The organism is Methylophaga muralis (assembly GCF_001720165.1).
GTDB lineage: Bacteria > Pseudomonadota > Gammaproteobacteria > Nitrosococcales > Methylophagaceae > Methylophaga > Methylophaga muralis.
The window spans coordinates 13172-34381 of sequence record NZ_MCRI01000006.1; the positions used below are offsets into that span (position 1 = coordinate 13172).

The 21210-nt window shown below is 47.2% G+C and carries 17 protein-coding genes; 15 read left to right on the plus strand and 2 right to left on the minus strand.

Annotated elements, in window-relative coordinates; translation table 11 throughout:
• Positions 1 to 38: 38 nt before the first annotated feature.
• The 5 genes from dapB to A9E74_RS04375 all read left to right on the plus strand — a co-directional run bounded on the left by dapB (position 39) and on the right by A9E74_RS04375 (position 7357).
• A complete protein-coding gene (dapB, locus tag A9E74_RS04355; protein WP_084002912.1) occupies positions 39 to 848 on the plus strand; it encodes a 4-hydroxy-tetrahydrodipicolinate reductase in 810 nt (269 codons plus the stop codon).
• 74 nt (positions 849 to 922) lie between these two features.
• Positions 923 to 1711, plus strand: a complete 789-nt coding sequence (locus A9E74_RS04360; protein ID WP_245652049.1) for an alpha/beta hydrolase — start codon at positions 923 to 925, stop codon at positions 1709 to 1711.
• A gap of 44 nt (positions 1712 to 1755) precedes the next feature.
• Positions 1756 to 3120, plus strand: a complete 1365-nt coding sequence (locus A9E74_RS04365) for a sensor histidine kinase (protein ID WP_069295432.1) — start codon at positions 1756 to 1758, stop codon at positions 3118 to 3120.
• Complete coding sequence (locus tag A9E74_RS04370) at positions 3121 to 3807, plus strand: response regulator transcription factor (RefSeq protein WP_069295433.1); 687 nt, start codon at positions 3121 to 3123, stop codon at positions 3805 to 3807.
• A 466-nt stretch (positions 3808 to 4273) separates the two neighbouring features.
• Positions 4274 to 7357: an autotransporter domain-containing protein gene (locus A9E74_RS04375; protein ID WP_069295434.1), complete on the plus strand. Its 3084-nt coding sequence runs from the start codon at positions 4274 to 4276 to the stop codon at positions 7355 to 7357.
• Between the two features lie 264 nt (positions 7358 to 7621).
• Here the strand turns inward: A9E74_RS04375 and A9E74_RS04380 are convergent, their stop codons facing one another.
• Positions 7622 to 8194, minus strand: a complete 573-nt coding sequence (locus tag A9E74_RS04380; protein WP_069295435.1) for a tetratricopeptide repeat protein — start codon at positions 8192 to 8194, stop codon at positions 7622 to 7624.
• A gap of 8 nt (positions 8195 to 8202) precedes the next feature.
• The gene (gene mrcB / locus A9E74_RS04385; RefSeq protein WP_069295436.1) at positions 8203 to 10539 is read right to left on the minus strand and encodes a penicillin-binding protein 1B; all 2337 of its coding nucleotides are present in this window, start codon (positions 10537 to 10539) and stop codon (positions 8203 to 8205) included.
• A gap of 333 nt (positions 10540 to 10872) precedes the next feature.
• Here mrcB and A9E74_RS04390 point away from each other — a divergent pair, with 333 nt between their 5' ends.
• The 10 genes from A9E74_RS04390 (at position 10873) to A9E74_RS04435 (ending at position 21183) form a co-directional block, all read left to right on the plus strand.
• On the plus strand, positions 10873 to 11430 hold the full coding sequence (locus A9E74_RS04390) for a thioredoxin family protein (protein WP_069295437.1): 558 nt from the start codon (positions 10873 to 10875) through the stop codon (positions 11428 to 11430).
• A 26-nt stretch (positions 11431 to 11456) separates the two neighbouring features.
• Positions 11457 to 13445, plus strand: a complete 1989-nt coding sequence (gene tkt, locus A9E74_RS04395) for a transketolase (protein WP_069295438.1) — start codon at positions 11457 to 11459, stop codon at positions 13443 to 13445.
• A gap of 156 nt (positions 13446 to 13601) precedes the next feature.
• On the plus strand, positions 13602 to 14600 hold the full coding sequence (gene gap, locus A9E74_RS04400; RefSeq protein ID WP_069295439.1) for a type I glyceraldehyde-3-phosphate dehydrogenase: 999 nt from the start codon (positions 13602 to 13604) through the stop codon (positions 14598 to 14600).
• 123 nt (positions 14601 to 14723) lie between these two features.
• Positions 14724 to 15908 carry a phosphoglycerate kinase gene (locus A9E74_RS04405; RefSeq protein ID WP_069295440.1) on the plus strand — a complete coding sequence of 395 codons (1185 nt, stop codon included), beginning with the start codon at positions 14724 to 14726 and terminating at the stop codon, positions 15906 to 15908.
• 16 nt (positions 15909 to 15924) lie between these two features.
• Entirely contained in the window at positions 15925 to 17391 is a 1467-nt protein-coding gene (gene pyk / locus A9E74_RS04410) for a pyruvate kinase (RefSeq protein WP_069295441.1), read from the plus strand.
• A gap of 24 nt (positions 17392 to 17415) precedes the next feature.
• Positions 17416 to 18486, plus strand: a complete 1071-nt coding sequence (gene fba, locus A9E74_RS04415; RefSeq protein ID WP_069295442.1) for a class II fructose-bisphosphate aldolase — start codon at positions 17416 to 17418, stop codon at positions 18484 to 18486.
• 86 nt (positions 18487 to 18572) lie between these two features.
• A complete protein-coding gene (crcB, locus tag A9E74_RS04420) occupies positions 18573 to 18947 on the plus strand; it encodes a fluoride efflux transporter CrcB (RefSeq protein ID WP_084002914.1) in 375 nt (124 codons plus the stop codon).
• On the plus strand, positions 18944 to 19234 hold the full coding sequence (locus A9E74_RS04425) for a DUF190 domain-containing protein (protein WP_069295443.1): 291 nt from the start codon (positions 18944 to 18946) through the stop codon (positions 19232 to 19234). The genes crcB and A9E74_RS04425 overlap by 4 nt, the downstream gene beginning before the upstream one ends.
• Before the next feature lies 1 nt (position 19235).
• Positions 19236 to 20510 carry a serine--tRNA ligase gene (gene serS / locus A9E74_RS04430; RefSeq protein WP_069295444.1) on the plus strand — a complete coding sequence of 425 codons (1275 nt, stop codon included), beginning with the start codon at positions 19236 to 19238 and terminating at the stop codon, positions 20508 to 20510.
• Positions 20503 to 21183, plus strand: a complete 681-nt coding sequence (locus A9E74_RS04435) for a site-2 protease family protein (protein WP_069295445.1) — start codon at positions 20503 to 20505, stop codon at positions 21181 to 21183. Before serS ends, A9E74_RS04435 begins: the two co-directional genes overlap by 8 nt.
• Positions 21184 to 21210: the final 27 nt, after the last annotated feature.

The window sequence follows — 21210 nt, forward strand, 5'->3', positions numbered from 1 at the left end:
TTTTATTTTCTAAAAAACCGCCATTAAGGATATTCGTCATGGCCATTAATATTGCAATTAACGGTGCCGCGGGCCGCATGGGCCGTTGTCTGATTCAAGCCGTCGCGGAAACCGAAGGCTTGCAGCTATCCGCTGCTATTGATCGGCCAGAGTCTTCTTTGATCGGCGTGGATGCTGGCGAATTGGCGGGAGTCGGTAAACTGGGTGTTATGTTGTCAGCTGATCTGGAGCTGGCGACTCAGCAATCTGATGTGATCATCGACTTCACTATCCCTGAGGCCACCATGGCATTGTTGCCATTATGTGCCAAGAATCAATGCCGTCCGGTGATTGGTACAACGGGTTTTGATGAAACTCAGAAACAAGCAATTCAACAAACCGCCGATCAGATCGCCAGCTTATTAGCCCCGAATATGAGTGTTGGCGTCAACCTTTCCCTGAAACTGCTCGATATGGCCGCCCGTGTTTTAGGCGATAGCGTCGATATCGAGATCATTGAGGCACATCATCGCCATAAAGTAGATGCACCTTCCGGCACCGCTTTACGAATGGGTGAAGTAGTTGCTGAAGCTTTGGGCCGCGATCTGAAAGATTGTGCTATTTATGGTCGTGAAGGCCGTACCGGCGAACGTGATCGCAATACCATTGGTTTTGCGACCGTAAGAGCAGGCGACATTGTCGGTGATCACACCGTATTATTTGCTGCCGAAGGTGAACGGGTGGAAATTACTCATAAAGCCTCCAGCCGCATGACCTTTGCTTATGGTGCGATGCGAGCATCCAAATGGCTGATGGATCAACAAACAGGTTTGTTTGATATGCAGGATGTTTTAGATCTACGCGACTAATCATCCGACCTGCTGAAGTTGGTCTAAGCCCCGTGCAAGTGCATAAACCTTTTTTATCTACCATGATATTTATCATGGTAGTGGTTATGACGGGTTGTGCCGATATTTCGCTGACCAAACGAAATGACATCGCAGATAACCTTGCCTTCCAGCACGGCTGGCAGAAAAGCACACTACAAACGACTTTTTTCTCTCACCGAGCGTATCTTCCAAACTCGACTCAAAGTGATCAGTTAACGGTCTACATCGAAGGCGATGGTCTGGCCTGGATAAGCAGAAATAAACCCTCGTCCGATCCCACTCCATTAAACCCGCTGGCACTGAAACTGGCATTAGCCGACGGCATAAACAACGTGGCCTATCTTGCGAGACCCTGCCAGTACGTAAACTCCAATCAATGCGAGCAGCGTTACTGGACTTCGGCCCGTTTTGCAGAAGAGGTGATTGCCTCAACTGACCAAGCTCTCTCTCAACTGAAAAAACAGACTGGTGCACAGGAATTAACGCTTATCGGTTATTCGGGCGGTGGCGCAGTTGCTGCTTTGGTTGCAGCCAGACGTAATGATGTGGTTAAGCTCATCACCGTGGCAGGCAATCTGGATCACAAAGCCTGGAGTGATATACGCCATATTTCGGCGTTAACGGGCTCACTTAATGCCGCAGATGAATGGCAAAATTTGGCAGATATTTCTCAAATTCACTTTGTTGGTGCTCAAGATAATATCGTGCCGTTGGCCGTAGCTCAGTCTTATCAGCGACGGTTTACCACAGGATATAAACCTGAGGTAAAGGTGATCGAAGCCACCGATCATCACTGTTGCTGGCTTGAGCTGTGGCCAGACTTGCTTGAAAGTAAATACTGATTCCCCTATCTTGATCAATCGATAATGTAAGGTAGGAAAGTTCAGTGGTGTTAGCCGATTTACGCACGCTGGTTTTGCTGTTGGCAGTTACATCATTTGTGTCAGCCATAGCGCTTTATTTGTTTTACCGTTTGTTGCCGGAAGTACCTGGTTTAAAGCAGGCTGCTATCGCAGGTGCCTGCCAATCCATTGCATCAATCTTCCTGGTGAGCCGGGACTTCATCGATCCGATGCTTTCCATCTTGGTATCAAATGCCGCTTATTTCCTTGCCAGCGCATTCTATTATCAGGCTGTACGGCTTTTTTGCGATCTCGCTATGGCGTGGCGTTGGCCAGTGATTATTCTCGGTACACTGTACCCCTTGTTCATATTGTTTCCGGGTAATGAAAATCTGGGTGAACGAATTATTATCAGTTCAATTGGCTTGGCTTGTCTTAGCCTGATGACCAGTTGGGTGTTATGGCAAGACAAAGCGCGTTTGCCAGGAAGGCGTGGTCTGGCGATCACTTTTGGGGTGATCGCATTGATTTGTGGAACCCGAATCTTATCCATACTCATCGAACCCATTGGCAGCATGAGTTTTCTGGACTTTAACAGGAGCTCCATGATCTTCATCTGGGGTATTGTTACCAGCATAGCCGTGACAGTAGGGGTAATCGTGATGACTTCCGAGCGGCTGCGCGAACAGCTGAAAATTCAACTGCGAGAAGTCACGGTCGCTCATGACGTTGCGAACAATGCTTTACGTGAGCAAAAAAACTTTCTGGCCATGCTGTCGCATGAGTTCAAAACACCCCTGAGCATTATCAAAGCCAATGCCGATGCGGTAACGACTATAGACAATCCACCCGCGTCGTTCATAAAAGAAAGCTTGGAGCGAATACAGCAAACATCCATGAGATTGAATGGCTTGGTTGATGGTTGCCTCAATGATCAATGGATTTCTCATACTATCGAAAATAATGAACTGTCCATGAGGAAACTGAACTTGGCTGAAATGCTGAGAGAGCTATGCCATGAGTATGACATCCGCTTTATCAACCATAGCTCAGCTGACACTGCACAGGTAAAAGGCGACCGTAACCTTATCCCCATTCTGTTTTCCAGTTTGTTCGACAATGCCCGCAAATATGCTCATCACCACGACACCATTGAAGTTCGGCTATTGCAAACCGCAGACACGATAACAGTACAAATCTACGACGATGGCCCCGGCATTGCTGAGCAAGAGCACGAACGGATCTTTGATAAATATTACCGGGTACCAGGCGAAACTCGGCAACATGGCTCAGGATTAGGGCTTTTCTTTGTCAAACGGATTGTTGAGCAGCATGGCGGCATGATCAATGTGGAATGTCGACAGGGCACTACTTTTACAGTGATGCTTCCAGCTTTGGGGGACTATTAAATGCCCAAGCTCCGAGTGTTAATCGTTGACGATGAAGAGCAGTTTCGCGCTCCGATTAGGGCCGTATTAGCCAGTCGTGGCCTGGAGGTCATGGAAGCTGGAACCGCAACGCAGATGGATGCCTTACTGAGCCGTTTCGAGATCGACATTTTATTACTGGATGTTAACCTGCCCGGTGAAAGCGGTTTGCAGATCGCTAACCGACTTAAACAAACCAGAAATATCGAGATCATCATGCTGTCCGCTTTTGGCGAGGTCGAACATCGGGTGAACGGCCTGATCTCCGGTGCCGACTACTATCTGCCGAAGCCGGTTGATATCAGGGAACTGCTTGCGGTCATAGAATGCTGCAAACGACAAACCTATGATGACATTGCCGCACCAGCGTCATGGCAGTTTGATGCTGCAAAATGGCTGCTGATTACCCCGGACGGTGTGGAACATTCACTTTCCAAATCCGAACTGAATATAGTGAATGCCTTAATCTCTATGGCTGGTAAAACGGTCACACGCGAACAACTCTATGCCGCCATGGGCATCCCAGATTACCCTCCCGAAAGCAGAAGTCTGGATGTCCATATCACTCGGATCCGCCGCCGCTTTACCACAGACAGCTACGCCATCCCGATTATAACGGTGCGCAACGTGGGCTATCTTTTCAACGACGCGGTAAAAATCCACCGTTAGGGGGCATTGCCTCAATCATAGGTTCACGCGAGATCGAGTAGCCATGAGCAGGGAAAGGTGACTGCTCGGCAGCTTTAATGAGCGATCACATCACTTTCATAAAAATCCGCTGATGCAACTTTCTGTTCAACATACCAACGGTGATGCCTTCCAGTTGAATCCAATTACCTTGATTCTCCCCATACTGGCTTTGTCACTTCAAACCACGACGGGCTAGAGCTAGCCCTCGTATCAAGATATATAGACCTTATTCAGGTTACCTCGGGAAAAGCCAAGGAAAATCGATCTAAAACCCGTCATCGAACACCTCTGTTGGTTGCTAACAAACTGAATAAAATGATGTTTACCAGTCATGTTACATACTGAAACATTGTTTTTTTGTGCGCTGTGCTACCTTGAAAAATTGTAAAAAACCCATCAAAAGAACGGGTCAATTCGCACCACACATAAGGAATAGTTCGCCGCCATGAATCAAATCTACAAAGTAATCTGGAATGTCAGTCGCCAAGTTTGGATGGCGGTTGGAGAACTCACCAACTCACGCGGCAAAAGTAAAAGTGCAGCATCGCTACCCCCTTTTACAGGCTCGAGTAGTCTGTCTTTGATTCGCAGTATGGTATCTACATTACTTTTGCTGGCCTTAAGCGCAGGCCCTGTATGGGCAGAGGTGGCAACAACTGGGAATGTAAATCCAATACAGGACCCTAATCCAAGTGCATCATGGAACCTTGGCGGAAATAATCTATTCGTTGGTGATACAGGAGTCGGCTCACTATTTATTGATGGTGGCAGTACGGTGAGTAATAATTTTGGCTACATTGGCAGATACGATGGTGACAACGGCAGCGTCACCGTCGATGGCAGCGGCTCTTCCTGGACGAATACTTCAATGTTATTTGTGGGCTTAGCTGGTGATGGCAGTCTCGCCATCAACAATGGTGGTACCGTTAGTAATACTCTCGGCTACATTGGCAGTAGTGCTAGTAGCTCCGGCTGGGTAACCGTAGATGGTGCGAATTCCAGTTGGATCAATAGTGAAGAATTAACTGTGGGTCGTTCTGGCACCGGTAGTCTTACCATTAGCAATGGTGGTGCGGTCAGTAATACATTGGGCAGCATTGGTGGGAATTCTGCTGGCAATGGTAGCGTCACGGTAGATGGAGCGAACTCCAGTTGGACCAATAGTTCAAGTATATATGTGGGCGAATACGGTACTGGTAGCCTTGATATCAGCAATGGTGGGGCAGTTAGTAATACTATTGGCGTCATTGGCCGTTGGTCTGGCAGTAACGGCAGTGTGACCGTGGACGGTACAGATTCCAGCTGGATAAATAGTACAGACTTAACTGTGGGCCGTGCCGGCACTGGTAGCCTTAGCATCAGCAATGGCGCAGTGGTCGAGACGAATTCTGGCGCTGGCACCCTAACGATAGCGAATCAGGCTAGTGCCACCGGCACCGTCAATATCGGTGCAGCAGCGGGTGAAACGGCTGTTGCGGCCGGCACCTTGAGTGCGGCGAATGTGGCCTTCGGCGCAGGTACGGGTAAGTTAGTGTTTAACCACACCGAGGCAGCGTATGAGTTTGCTCCAACTATATCTGGAGCGGGAAGCGTCGAACTACACTCTGGAAAAACCATTTTTACTGGAGCGAATACCTACAGCGGTGGTACCAGTATCAACGCAGGTACACTGCAAGTCGGCAATGGCGGTACCAGCGGCAGTGTCATTGGAGATATCAGTAATAATGGCTCGTTGGTGTTTAATCGCTCCGATTCCGTTACGTATGCAGATGTGATCAGCGGCACTGGCAGTTTGACCCAGAGTGGCGCTGGGTCTTTAACCTTAACTGGCAATAATACCTACAGCGGGGTTACCAGCATTAACGCGGGTACGCTGCAGATCGGCAATGGTGGTACTAGCGGCAGCATCAGTGGAGATATCAGTAATAACGGCTCGTTGGTGTTTAATCGTACGGATAGCCAAACTTTTGCTGGTGATATATCAGGAGCGGGCTCGATTAATCTTGCATCTGGTAGTACTCGATTTACTGGCAACTTAAGTTCTTATACTGGTACTTTTAGCAACGATGCGACCTTATCGGTGGCTGATGGCGAGACCTTAACGTTAGGCGGCAACTACAACCAAACGGTTGACGGTCTCTTCAACATGGGTGCCTCTTCTAGCAGCAGTTTCGGTAAATTGTCCATCGACGGCACCGGCACCTTTGCCGCGGACTCCAAGATTAATGTGGATGTGACTAGCGAAAAAAACCTTGCCAATGGTGCCACATTATCCGGGGTGATTAGTGCTGGCACACTGACTGCCAGCACCTTCAACGTGACCGACAACTCTGCCCTGTTTAATTTTAGTGCGGCAATCAACGGCAATCAGGTGGATTTAAAGGTATCGGCAGCATCGAGCAGCGGCGTCACCAAAAGCGTGACAGCCACCGGCTTTAATCCCGGTCTTGGTGCGGCTCGCGTGTTGGATGGCTTTGTTTCTGGCGGCACCACCGGAACCGATATGGATAACGTCGTTACTGCATTCGGAAATCTTTCTACCGACCAACAAATCAGTGATGCGGTTGCCGAAACACTGCCGCTTTTAGTCAGCGGCACCACACAAGTTGCGACCGGCACATTACGCAGCACCAACCGCGTGATTCAAGCCAGACAATCGGGCTTTAGCGGCCTGTCTTCTGGTGACGGTTTTTTCACCGACAAAAATGTATGGGTCAAACCGGTGGGCAGCTGGACCACCCAGGATGAACGAAACGGCGTCTCCGGTTACCGTGCAGAAAGTTACGGTCTGGTCGGCGGTATGGATGGAGAGCTCAATGCACAAACCCGTTTAGGTTTTGCCCTCTCTTACATGAGTAGCGATGTCAAAGGTCGCGACAGCGCCTCCGGCAACAAAGTTGATATTGACGCCTATCAAGCGATTTTCTATGGCAGTCGTAGCTTACAAAACCATCCTGATATCGAACTCAACTGGCAAGCCAGCCTTGGCATGAACAAAAATGAAGGTAAACGTACGATGCGTTTTATCGGCCGCACCGCCAAAGCCGACTATGACAGCTACACTGCCCAGATTGGCGTAGGTGCCGGCAAACGGTTTGAGCTAAATGACACAACGACAGTCATACCCGGTATCCGGTTAGATTATGCCTACATCAAAGATGAAAGCTATACCGAGAAAGGTGCTGATGCCTTAAACATGAAGGTAAACAGCCTCCATGTAGACGAGCTGATTGTCATGGCGCAAAGCCACTTAAGTCACCAACTGAACGACACCACCAGCCTCACCGCCAATGCGGGACTCGGTTATGACTTTATCAACGACACCACCAGCCTCACGGCCAGTTACAGCGGCGGCGGTGCCGCGTTTACCACCAAAGGCATTGACCCAAGCCCTTGGCTGGGCAGAGCCGGTGTTGGCATGAACTTCATCACCAGTGATACCAGTGAAGTCACCGCCAGTTATGAGCTTGAAGGCAGAGAAGATTTCCTCAATCAGACCGCATCGGTCAAGTTTCGCTGGATGTTTTGATCGTAGTTCCCCACGTGATTCGTGGGGATAAGCAGAGCTTTACCTATTATCCCGATACCTGTTGCAGGGTATCGGGATTTTAGTTATCTACACCCGATAAGGGATCGAAGAGGGTGGGTTTTAATTGTAAAGCGCCGACGAAGGATCTCTAAACCCCGCTCGCGCGCGCTCATGCGTGGAAACAGTTATGCGTCAGAAATGAGATTAAGTAAGATCCCCACGCAGGGCCATGGGAATCAGCAGATCATAGCTGCGAAGTTAATCTTAGTAGCGCGAGGCCTGTTCTCGCGCTGCTGTTGCACCCGCTCCATCTCCCGCTTTGAGGCGAATATCGACTAACAATAACCAAAAGCGTTTCTGCTCGGCATAATTACCTTGGGCGTAGGAAACGCCTTTTAAAGCGACTTGTTCCGCGAGTCGATAATCTTCCAATTCATAATGTGTTTGGGCTAACTGGTAATACACTTTTGGGTCTCGCGGCGCAATGCGTTGTGCGCGTTGTAAACGGGACTGGGCTGCTGCCATATTGCCTTGTTGCTGATATTTTTCAGCGTCACTCAATAATGCCAATACTGCTGGGTTACTTGGTGTGGGAGCAGGTTGAGTTGCAGGCAGATCGGTCGATGTAGATCCGGGAGGTGGTACTGGCAATGCCTGCGGTGTGGCTGCTTGTGCTGGTTCAGGTCTGGTTTGCGCTGTCTCAGGTGTTTGTGAGCGAGAAGGTATCTCTCTACTTTCCACCGGTGGTTTGTAACTGACGGGCGCGGTCGAACAGGCGGATAAAAACATGACCATCAGGGTCATGATAAAAAAGGGTTTTGTTACGTTTTTTAACATTTTGAAGCCTATCTGAATATGTCTTTAACCCAATCTATCGAGCGTTTAATCGGGTTTTCGGTAAATGTTTCTTCCGGCATGGCGCAGGCGGCTGTTTCGGTTGGTTGGGTGCCCGCGATAAAGGGTATTTGAGTTGCATTCTCGCACAAACCATCGGCAAGTTTTCCGCTTAACGGGTCAATCCAAAACATCACAACACCTTCAGGAGTTGCCGGTTCAAACGATTGTAATGGTTCTTGGGCAATATATTTTGTCCAGGCACGTAATGCACCCGATGAGCCGGTAATCGGCATTGGGCTGTTATCATCCAACCCCAGCCAGACAACGGCAAGACGATTGCCGGTAAACCCAGCAAACCAGCTATCACGCTGTTGATCCGAGGTTCCGGTTTTACCCGCAGAGTTAATATTCATCGGTAATTGTTGATAAATGCTACGTGCGGTTCCACTACGAGTGACTTGCTGCAAATTGTATTGCAGCAAATACATTGGTTTTTCATCAATACTTTGCTGCAACTGAAACGGATAACTGGAAAGTGCTTCGCCAGCACTGTCTGTTACTGTTCGAATGGTGCGCGGTGGAATTTGAAATCCAGACGCAGCAATAGTCTGATACATTGCTGCGACTTCTAGTGTCGACAGGCTTTGAGCACCTAACAACAAGGACGGATAAGCATCCATTTGGCGTTCAACACCAAGTCTTTTTAAGGTATGAATGACTTTATCTACCCCCAGCTCCATGCCTAACTGTGCTGTCGATAAATTATAGGAATGGGTTAACGCAGCATGCAACGGCACCCGGCCATAGGATTTACCATCAAAGTTTTTGGGCGTCCAGGGTTGTTGGTTTGGCAGAGTCAGGCTAAAAGGGGAGTCATCCAATTCACTGATTAAGGTATATCCCTGTTCCAATGCAGTGAGATACACAGCGGGTTTCACCAAAGAACCAATCGGACGACTGGCATCTAATGCGCGATTAAAACCTTGAAAACGGGTGTTTCGATCACCGATTAATGCCAGCACTTCACCGGTTTGTGGATCGGTAACCACCATACTGCCCTGCAGTTTGGACAGTCTTTCACCATGGGTTTTACTCAGATCATCAATGGTACTGATAAGCGACGTTTCGGCTTTGTGCTGACTAATAGGGTCCAGGCTGGTAAATATCTGCAAACCTTCTGAACCCAGATCTTCATCTTTATATTCACGGCGTAACTGACGTTTAACCAAATCAATATAGGCTGGATAAGCCTCTTTCATGGAGCTTCCAGCTGCTACAACTTCCAACTCGGCTGTCGAAGCCAACATATACTCTTCATCGGAAATAGAGCCTTGCTGATGTAAAACACTCAGTACCAGATTGCGGCGTTGCTTGGCGCGCTCCGGATTACGACGCGGATCATAGTAGGAGGGGCCCCTGACCAGACCGGCCAGTAATGCCAATTGATGTAATTTGAGTTCTTGTATCGGCTGAGCAAAATAATGTGCCGCGCCCAAGCCAAAACCGTGGATGGCACGGTTACCGGATTGGCCGAGGTACACTTCATTTAAATAGGCTTCGAGAATTTCCTCTTTGCTGTAATGCCACTCCAGGATCATCGCCATCGGCACTTCAAGCATCTTGCGCATTAACTTGCGATCCGCGGTGAGATAAAAATTCTTTATTAATTGTTGAGTTAAAGTGCTGCCACCTTGTACGAATGCGCCCGCTCGAATATTGGCTAATGTGGCACGAGCAATACCTTTGGGTGAGATGCCAAAATGATCGTAAAAATCACGATCTTCAATCGCGATCAGTGCATCAATAAAAGCTTGTGGCGCATCTTGCAGCTGGATCAAGTCCCGATCTTCGTTATTCAACGGATAAATTCCGCCAATCAGTGCGGGCTCTAAACGAATTAATGTCAGGGCTTGCTGATCGGCTGAACGGATCTGACTTAAGCTTTCGCCGCTGAATTCTAAAACAAGCTGTCGAGCCTGTTCATGCTCATCGGGAAAAAGAAAACCTCGTGTTGACAGCGTTGCGCTGGAGGCAGAAAAAGCGACTTGTCCCGGTAGGTTAACCTTATCGACAAATTGATAACCCAAGGCTCTTAATTCAATCTTCAGATCGTTGATAGATAAAGGCGCGCCAATATAAAGTTCGAGTGGTCTGGCATATACTTTAGCGGGTAATGCCCAGCGTTTCCCCTCAAATTCACTGCGTACTCGAAAGTCTAATGTGGCGATGGAGACAGCCGCCGCGACAGTAATCAGCAACAACAAAGTAATAATGACTTTTGCGCTTATCAAGCGGCGAAAAACAGATTTTGATTTTTTGGTTTTGGACGATTTATGTTTGGTCACAATGGGTTCTTAAAGTATTAAGTTTATATAAATAGTATGTAGCTTAGGTCTGCAAAGCTTAATGTAAGTTCGTCACGGTTTTGGTTAATGTGTTCTTGCCATTCTATTTTTGGTTTAAGGCAAATAAGACTTGCTGACAAACTTTGCTGGCAACATATTGTAAACTGATTCGACATTGTCGCCATCTGCTACTAAGTTCTGGTTTCTGCTGAGATTCCTAATTTAGCGTTGTTAAATTTTTTCTGGTACGATCCCGAGTCGCAATTTATTTCCATAACGGTCATTTTCGGCTGAATGTGCGTCGAAAATCTTAAAAAAATCTAACGGAAGCCTATGGTTAGTACAGAAACACCAATATGTGAATTTGGCCAGCCAGCCATCGACTTTTCTTTGCCAGGCACTGATGGCAAGATTTGGACGTTAGACAACTGTCGTGGCGAAAATGGCCTATTGGTTATGTTTATCTGTAATCACTGCCCGTATGTTAAAGCCATCATGGACAGACTGGTTCGTGATACCAACGAACTCAAACAACTTGGCATCAATTCTGTGGCGATTTCTGCCAATGATGTCGCTGATTATCCTGAAGACTCATTCGACAATATGAAACTGGTTGCCGAACAAAACGGGTTTTCTTTCCCTTATCTGTATGACGAAACCCAAGAGGTTGCTCAAGCCTATGGCGCGGTATGCACACCGGATTTTTTTGGATATAACCAAGATCTGACGTTGCAGTATCGTGGCCGCCTTGATGCCAGCCGCAAAGAAGCCGCTCCAGCGGACGTACGCCGTGATCTATTTGAAGCGATGCAGCATGTTGCTAAAACAGGTCATGGTCCAGAACAACAGATACCAAGTATGGGCTGTTCCATCAAATGGCGGGCAGCTTAATTTTTTTTAATAGGAGAACGTAGATAATGGCTACACGTAGACATTTAGCAAATGCAATCCGTGCATTAAGTATGGATGCAGTGCAAAAAGCGAATTCCGGCCATCCAGGTGCCCCAATGGGTATGGCGGATATCGCTGAAGTATTGTGGAATGACCACATGAAACATAACCCGAACAACCCGAAATGGGCTGATCGTGATCGTTTCATCTTGTCTAACGGCCACGGCTCTATGCTGATTTACTCATTGTTGCATTTGAGTGGCTATGATTTGCCGATGGAATCCATCAGCACATTCCGTCAGTTGCATTCACAATGTGCGGGTCACCCTGAATACGGTTATGCACCAGGCGTAGAAACCACTACTGGTCCATTAGGTCAAGGTATCACCAACGGTGTTGGTTTTGCGATGGCTGAAAAATTAATGGCTGACCAGTTCAACAAACCAGGCCATGACATCGTTAACCATCACACCTATGTATTCATGGGCGATGGCTGCTTGATGGAAGGTGTTTCTCATGAAGCATGTGCTTTGGCTGGTACTTGGGGCCTGGGCAACCTGATCGCATTCTGGGATGACAACAATATCTCTATCGATGGTCACATTGATGGCTGGTACACCGATGACACCGTAAAACGTTTTGAAGCTTACGGCTGGCACGTTCAATCTGTTGATGGTCACGATGCTGATGCAATCAACAAAGCCATTGCAGAAGCTAAAAAAGTCACTGACAAACCATCTTTAATTTGCTGTAAAACCATTATCGGTTACGGTTCACCTAACAAATGTGCAAGCCATGATTGCCACGGCGCTGCATTAGGTGAAGAAGAAGTTGCACTGACTCGTAAACAATTGGGTTGGGAATACGAGCCATTTGTTATTCCAGAAGATGTTTATGCTGGTTGGAATGCAAAAGATAAAGGCGATGCTGCAGAAGCTGCATGGAATGAAAAATTTGCAGCGTATGAAAAAGAGTATCCAGAATTAGCTGCAGAATTCAAACGCCGTATGGCGGGTGAATTACCTGCTAACTGGAAGCAAGCCACTGATGCATTCATTGCTGAAACCAATGAAAAAGCGGAAAACCTGGCTTCACGTCAAGCTTCTCAAAAAGCAATTGCTGCTTTGGCGCCGATTTTGCCTGAATTCCTGGGTGGTTCAGCTGACTTGACAGGTTCTAACCTGACAAGCTGCTCAAGCTTCAAACATGTTTCTGGTAAAGAGCCAGGCAACTACATTTCATACGGTGTTCGTGAATTTGGTATGTACGCGATCATGAACGGTATGGCGTTGCACGGTGGTTTGCTGCCATTCGGTGGTACTTTCCACATGTTCTCTGACTATGCGAAATCAGCTCTGCGTATGGCTGCGTTGATGAAACAACGTACTATCGCTGTGTTAACACATGACTCAATCGGTCAGGGTGAAGACGGTCCTACTCACCAACCAATCGAAAACACTGCTGGTCTGCGTTACATTCCGAATATGGATGTATGGCGTCCTGCGGATTCTGTTGAAGTTGCGGTTGCGTGGACATGTGCCGTTGAGCGAATGGATGGCCCGACTAGCTTGGTACTGAGCCGTCAAGGCATTCCAGGTCGTAAACATGAAGCGTCTGACTTTGATGCTATCCGCAAGGGTGCATACGTTCTGTCTGAAGCGAAAGGCGGTAAAGCTGATGTGATCCTGATTGCAACTGGTTCAGAAGTGGATCTGGCTGCTAAAGCTCAGGAAGCATTAGCAGAAGAAGGCATCAACGCTCGCGTTGTATCTATGCCTTCAACCAACGTCTTTGATCGTCAAGATCAAGCATACAAAGACAGCGTTCTGACACCAGGTGTAAAACGTGTTTCTGTTGAAGCCGGTGTAACTGACTTCTGGCGTAAATACGTTGGTCTGGAAGGCGGCACTGTTGGTATCGATACCTTCGGTGAATCTGCTCCAGGCGGTGTTTTGATGAAACATTTCGGCTTTACTGTCGAAAACGTTGTAAAAACAGTTAAATCAGTTCTGTAATAAAGAGCTGTTCTTAGCGAAGTAAAAGGAAATGGCCAGTAGATTCATATCTACTGGCCATTTTTATATACAGACCCTAGTCTGTCTGATAACTGTGGTTTTTATTAAGATTGTAGTTATGAGACAGAATAATAAAACTGATTCAGAGGAAATAAGATGACTATCAAAGTGGGTATTAATGGTTTTGGTCGTATTGGCCGTATGGCATTTCGAGCTGCAGCAAAAGATTTTCCTGAGATAGAGATTGTGGCAATCAACGATTTGCTGGATCCGGAATATCTGGCTTATATGCTCAAATATGATTCCGTTCATGGCCGCTTTGATGGCGATGTCGACGTTAAGGATGGCCATCTGGTTGTTAACGGCAAGACCATTCGTGTTACGGCTGAACGTAATCCTGCTGATTTGAAATGGGATGAAGTCGGCGCCGATTTGATTATTGAATGTACCGGCTTTTTCCTGACTGAAGAATCCTGCCAGGCGCATATCGATGCTGGCGCTAAGAAAGTGGTGCAATCAGCGCCTTCTAAAGATCACACACCGATGTTTGTCTATGGTGTGAACCATGAGTCTTATGCGGGCGAAGCCATTGTTTCAGCCGCTTCCTGTACCACCAACGCATTGGCACCCGTTGCCAAAGTGTTGCATGACAGTTTTGGTATCAAACGTGGCTTAATGACTACCGTACACGCTGCAACAGCGACCCAAAAAACCGTTGATGGGCCGTCAATGAAAGATTGGCGCGGTGGTCGCGGTATTCTGGAAAATATCATTCCTTCCTCTACTGGCGCTGCTAAAGCAGTTGGTAAGGTGCTGCCGGAATTAAATGGCAAATTAACGGGTATGGCGTTTCGTGTTCCCACATCGGATGTTTCAGTGGTCGACTTAACTGTTGAGTTAAACAGTGACGCCAGCTATGAAGCGATTTGCGCGGCAATGAAAACCGCTGCCGAAGGCGAACTGAAAGGCGTATTAGGTTATACCGACGAAAATGTTGTATCAACCGATTTCCGTGGGCATACCGCTCCATCAAACTTTGATGCAGGCGCTGGTATTGCGTTGGATAGCACGTTTGTCAAAGTAGTTGCATGGTATGACAACGAATATGGCTATACCTGCAATATGATGCGTTTGGTTGAACATGTAGCTGGATAAAACAACGAGCGTCTTTTCGACCACTATTTCAAGGCTTCCTGTAAAGGAAGCCTTTTTTTATGTAACGTGAAGGCTATAATCAGAACTAGTTCACAAAAATTACCTACTAGAGGGCAACACTTTATGTCAGTAATCAAGATGGCCGATTTGGATTTGGCAGGAAAACGCGTGCTAATACGCCAGGATTTGAATGTACCGCTCAAGTCTGGCGTTGTGGCAGATGGCACTCGCATCCTTGCCTCCTTGCCGACCATTAAACTGGCATTGGAGAAAGGTGCAAAAGTGATGATCATGTCGCACCTTGGGCGGCCGATCGAAGGTGAATATGAGCATAAATATTCTTTGGCGCCTGTTGCCAATTTTCTTTCAGCCCTACTGGAAATGCCAGTTCGCCTGGAACAAAACTGGCTAGAACCCGAATTTATTCCGGTTGAAGCGGGTGAAGTCGTGCTTTGTGAAAACGTGCGTTTTAATATTGGTGAAAAAGCCAATGATGATGCGCTGGCAAAACGTATGGCCAAAATGTGTGACGTATTTGTAATGGATGCCTTTGGTACCGCGCATCGTGCCCATGCTTCTACCCATGGTATTGCCAAATATGCTGGTATTGCCTGTGCAGGCCCGTTATTGTCGGCTGAATTGGAGGCGCTATCAAAAGCACTGGATAATCCTGCCAGACCGATGGTTGCTATTGTCGGTGGTTCCAAAGTTTCCACCAAACTTACCGTTCTCGAAACCTTATCGAAAAAAGTGGATCAATTGATTGTGGGTGGTGGTATTGCCAATACCTTTATTGCCGCGGCCGGTCATAATGTGGGTAAGTCACTCTACGAACCTGATTTAATTGATACCTGTAAAAGATTATCTGCAGACGCTATCAGTCGAGGCGGTAATATTCCGGTGCCGAAAGACGTGGTCTGCGGCAAATTTTTTGCTGAAAATGCCGAAGCAGAACTAAAACCTGTTGATCAGGTGACTGATGAGGATATGATTTTTGATATCGGTCCTAAATCCGCAGCTGAACTGGTTGAAATTATTAAAAACGCTGGTACGGTAGTATGGAATGGCCCGCTGGGTGTGTTCGAATTTAGTCAGTTCAGCGAAGGCACCAAAGAAATTGCGATGGCGATCGCTGAATCCAAGGCTTTTTCTATCGCTGGCGGTGGAGACACTTTAGCCGCAGTGTCGAAATACAAAGTTTGTGATGATGTTTCTTATATTTCAACTGGTGGTGGCGCCTTCCTGGAATTCCTTGAGGGTAACAAATTGCCGGCAGTGGAAATTCTGGAGCAACGTGCCCGCGAGTAATCAATGAGTATTTAATATGTCTGCCCGTCGAAGAACGAAAATTGTTGCAACCTTAGGCCCCGCGACAAAAGATCCTGCTGTTCTTGACGCGATGATATCGGCGGGTATGGATGTGGTTCGCCTAAATTTTTCTCATGGCTCTGCTCAATCACATATTGAGATGGCTGAACGGGTACGTAATCGTGCCAGAGCCTTCGGTCGACAAGTGGGTGTTTTGGTTGATTTACAAGGTCCAAAGATTCGCATTGCTCGCTTTAAGCATGCTGGGGTAAAACTGATTGAGAATGAGATGTTTATCCTCAATGCGGCGCTGGCGGATGATGTAGGTGACAACACTCAGGTCGGGGTTGACTATAAAGCGCTACCCCAAGATGTAAAACGTGGTGATACGCTACTGCTTGATGATGGTCGCATTGTGTTATGGGTGGACTCGGTCATTGACCAGCAGATCCATTGCCGTGTAACAGTTGGCGGTATGCTGACGGATAACAAAGGTATCAACCGTTTAGGTGGAGGTTTGTCTGCCGCAGCTCTGACTCCGAAAGATATGACTGATATGCAAACTGCTGCCGATATGCAGGCAGATTACGTGGCGATATCTTTTCCTCGTTGTGCCGATGATATTCATTTAGCGCGTCGTTTATTGCGTGAGGCCGGTGGTTATGGTGGCATTATTGCCAAAATTGAACGGGCCGAAGCACTTGATGATATTGATGCCATTATTGAAGCATCAGAAGGCATTATGGTTGCTCGCGGTGATTTGGGTGTTGAAATGGGTGATGCGGCATTACCACCTATTCAAAAACAAATAATTGCCAAAGCAAGGCGAATGAATAAGCTGACCATTACGGCGACCCAGATGATGGAGTCGATGATACTCAGTCCAATTCCCACCCGCGCAGAAGTGTTTGATGTTGCCAATGCAGTACTGGACGGTACCGATGCGGTTATGTTGTCGGGAGAAACAGCAGTGGGTCATTTCCCGGTCAAAGTCATCGAAGCCATGGATCGCATTTGCCTGCAGGCCGAACAGCAGCGTGAAATACGTGTTTCACGCCACCGGATGGATTCACAATTTGAACGCATAGATGAAGCCATCGCTATGGCAGCCATGTACACCGCTAATCATCTGGACGTTAAAGCGATTGCCGCATTAACAGAATCCGGCTCTTCAACGTTATGGATGTCACGAGTCAGCTCGGGCATTCCTATTTTTGCATTAACGCCGCACGTCGCAACAAGGCGTAGAGTGACCTTATATCGTGGCGTCTATCCGGTAAGCTTTGTTGTTGAACATACCGATCATGCGACATTAAACAAAGAAGTCATTGAAGAATTGCAACGTCGTGGCGTAGTGAACGATGGTGATATAGTCATCATCACCAAAGGTGATCTTGAAGTGCAAGGCAGTACCAATGCCATAAAAATTGTACGTGTTGGGGAACTGGTAGAACCAAGATCCAAAGCAAATCAAACTGAATAATCAGCTTCAATCGGAGAGCAGCAAATGGCATTAGTTTCAATGAGACAACTATTGGATTATGCAGCAGAGCACCAATTCGCCATACCTGCATTCAATGTAAGCAATATGGAACAGGTTCATGCCATCATGCAGGCGGCTGATGCAGTTGATAGCCCGGTGATTATGCAGGGCAGTGCCGGGGCCCGCGACTATGCCGGCGAACCATTTCTTCGCCATCTTATTCTGGCGGCAATCGAGGCTTATCCGCATATTCCCTTAGTCATGCATCAAGATCATGGTGCGAATCCGGCTATCTGCGCGCGATCCATTCAATCGGGTTTCAGTTCGGTGATGATGGATGGCTCATTGATGGAAGACATGAAAACGCCTTCAGATTTTGACTATAACGTGAACGTCACTCGCAAAGTCAGCGAAATGGCGCATGCCTGTGGCGTCTCAGTAGAAGGTGAACTCGGTTGTCTGGGATCCTTGGAAACCGGCATGATGGGTGAAGAAGATGGTCATGGTGCGGAAGGTAAATTGGATCACAGTCAGTTATTGACTGATCCAGATGAAGCGGTGGAGTTTGTCAAACTCACCCAGGTGGATGCCTTGGCAGTTGCTATTGGAACCAGCCATGGTGCTTATAAGTTTACCCAACCGCCTACCGGCGATGTTCTGGCCATCAGCCATTTAAAAACCTTGCAACAACGTTTGCCGACTACCCATTTTGTGATGCATGGCTCCAGCTCCGTGCCGCAGGACTGGTTGGAAATCATTAATACCCATGGTGGGGATATCGGGCAAACCTATGGTGTGCCAGTCGAAGAAATTGTCGAAGGCATTAAATACGGTGTGCGTAAGGTGAATATTGATACCGATTTACGAATGGCTTCTACCGGCTCTATCCGCAAGTTTTTAACCGATGAAAAAAATGCTGCGGTGTTTGATCCGCGTAAGTTTTACAAAGAAGCGACCAAAGCAATGCAGGCGATTTGTCAGGCACGTTACGAGGCATTTGGCAGTGCTGGACATGCCAGTAAGATCAAACCAATCTCACTACAAAACATGGTCGAACGTTATCGCAGCGGAGAGTTGGCACCCAAGTTAAATTAAGGTTGATTTGCTTGGGATACATTCGCTGCCAGTCTTTATCACGATTCAGGTAAAATACCTCACTTAGTCTTTTCAGGGCTTGTACCGTGTTACAAATTTTCGCTATCGCTGTTGGCGGCGCTGCTGGTGCTCTATTGCGTTTTGTTATGTCCAACGGTGTTTATAAAATGCTCGGCCGTGATTTTCCTTATGGGACATTGGCGGTTAATGTTTTAGGCTCTCTGCTTATCGGAGTACTGTTTATTCTGTTGATTGAAAAATTGGCGGTTGCAGCAGAGTGGCGGGCAGGTTTGATGGTTGGATTGCTTGGCGCATTTACCACCTTTTCCACCTTTTCTCTGGAAACCTTTAGCCTGTTAGAAGATGGTGCATTTCTCAAAGCGGGATTAAATGTGTTTTTAAGCGTGGTGTTGTGCCTTGCCGCTACCTGGGTAGGCATAAGCCTGGGAAGACAGTTATGAACTTGATATTGGTTAGAATTTATTTATCTGATGGACGTAATGAAGTAAGACAAGTCCTTAAATGGCTGGAACAGAATAAAATCCGTTTTACCGTATTCCGGGGAATAGCCGGCTTAGGTTCTGACGGTCTGGTGCATAAAGCATCGTTATTAGATCTGTCATCAGATTTGCCAATGGTTATCGAGTTTTTTGATAAACCAGAACAAATAAACGATATCATCAACACAATAAAAACTATGGTGGAAGCTGATCATATTGTCAGCTGGCCAGTACAAAGCGGAATTTAACATGTTAGACCTCAAATTATTACGAACTGAACCGCAGTTAGTGGCGTCAGGTTTGGCTCGCCGCGGCTTTCAACTGGATGTCAGTTTGTTGGAAACGCTGGAAGCTGAACGCCGTCAGGCGCAGCTGGATGCGCAGACATTACAGACCGAACGTAATGCGCGTTCCAAAATGATTGGTAAAGCCAAAGCTTCCGGTGAAGATATTGCCCCATTGCTTGCCGAAATTGATGATTTAGGTGATCAGCATAAAGCCGCTGAACTTAGACTTGCCAAAGTATTGGAACAGCTGAACGATTTGGCGATGGGTATTCCCAATATCCCACAGGACGATGTGCCAGCGGGTAAAGATGAACATGACAATGTCGAAGTCTCACGTTGGGGCACGCCAAGACAATTTGATTTTGCACCGAAAGATCATGTGGATCTGGGCGCAGGTTTGCAGCAGATGGATTTTGAAACGGCCGCTAAGATAACCGGGGCGCGTTTTGTCACCTTAACCGGACAACTTGCAAGACTGCAACGAGCGTTAATTCAGCTAATGCTCGATACTCATATAACCGATCATGGTTATACCGAGACTTATGTTCCTTATCTGGTCAATGCCGACTCTTTACGCGGAACCGGACAGCTGCCCAAGTTTGCCGAAGATTTATTTGCTGTGGATGATGGCCAGCTCTATCTGATCCCTACCGCTGAAGTTCCGGTAACCAATATAGTGCGTGACAGTATTGTTGATGCTGCACAGATGCCATTGAAATTTGTTGCACATACGCCATGTTTTCGTAGTGAAGCCGGATCACATGGCCGTGATGTCCGTGGTTTGATTCGTCAGCATCAATTTGAAAAGGTCGAGCTGGTACAGATTGTTGCGCCAGAAAACTCTGCTGAAGCGCATGAACAATTGACCGGCCAAGCCGAAAAAATCCTGCAAATGCTCGACTTGCCTTATCGTAAGATGCTGCTCTGCACTGGTGATATGGGCTTTGCATCCAGCAAAACCTATGATTTGGAAGTCTGGTTACCGAGTCAGTATACCTATCGTGAAATATCTTCATGCAGTAACTTCGGGGATTTTCAGGCGCGTCGTATGCAGGCGCGCTGGCGTAATCCTGAAACCGGTAAACCGGAACTGGTTCATACGTTAAATGGATCAGGACTGGCCGTTGGCCGGACCTTATTGGCTATTCTGGAAAACCATCAGCAAGCTGATGGCAGCGTGATGATTCCTGAGCCACTTCGTGCTTATATGGGCGGTGTGGATAAACTTCATGGGTGATGAGTTTACACTGATCCAGAAGATCATCATCTGGACATTACCAGTGTTGTTTGCCATTACCGTACATGAAGTTGCTCACGGTTGGGCCGCGTTGAAACTGGGCGATAAAACCGCGCAGATGATGGGCCGTCTGACACTGAATCCAATCAAACATATCGATCCTCTGGGCACAATTCTGGTACCCGGATTGTTGCTTATGTTTACCGGTTTTATGTTTGGCTGGGCCAAACCGGTTCCTGTTACTTTCCAAAACCTGCGAAATCCAAAAAGAGATATGGCTTGGGTGGCTTTGGCTGGTCCAGGAGCCAATTTAGTGATGGGATTTTTCTGGGCCATGATTGCCAAGATTGGTTTATTGTTGGCAGTGAATGATGTGCTGATTTCCGGACCGATGATTTATATGGGCGTGGCCGGTGTATTGGTCAACGGCATGTTGATGTTATTGAATCTACTGCCATTGCCACCACTTGATGGTGGCAGAGTATTGGTCAGTATTCTGCCGCCGCATTTGGCCTGGCGGGTTGAAAAAATAGAACCTTACGGCTTTTTTATCTTATTGGCGTTACTCTATTTTGGCATCGTTATGATGATTTTATGGCCTATGATGCAGGCGTATATGGGATTGCTGGCATTTATCTTTGATATGCCGATGCAAGTATTTTTTATTCTGTAAAACACTGAATTGAGCAAGCTCATCAGG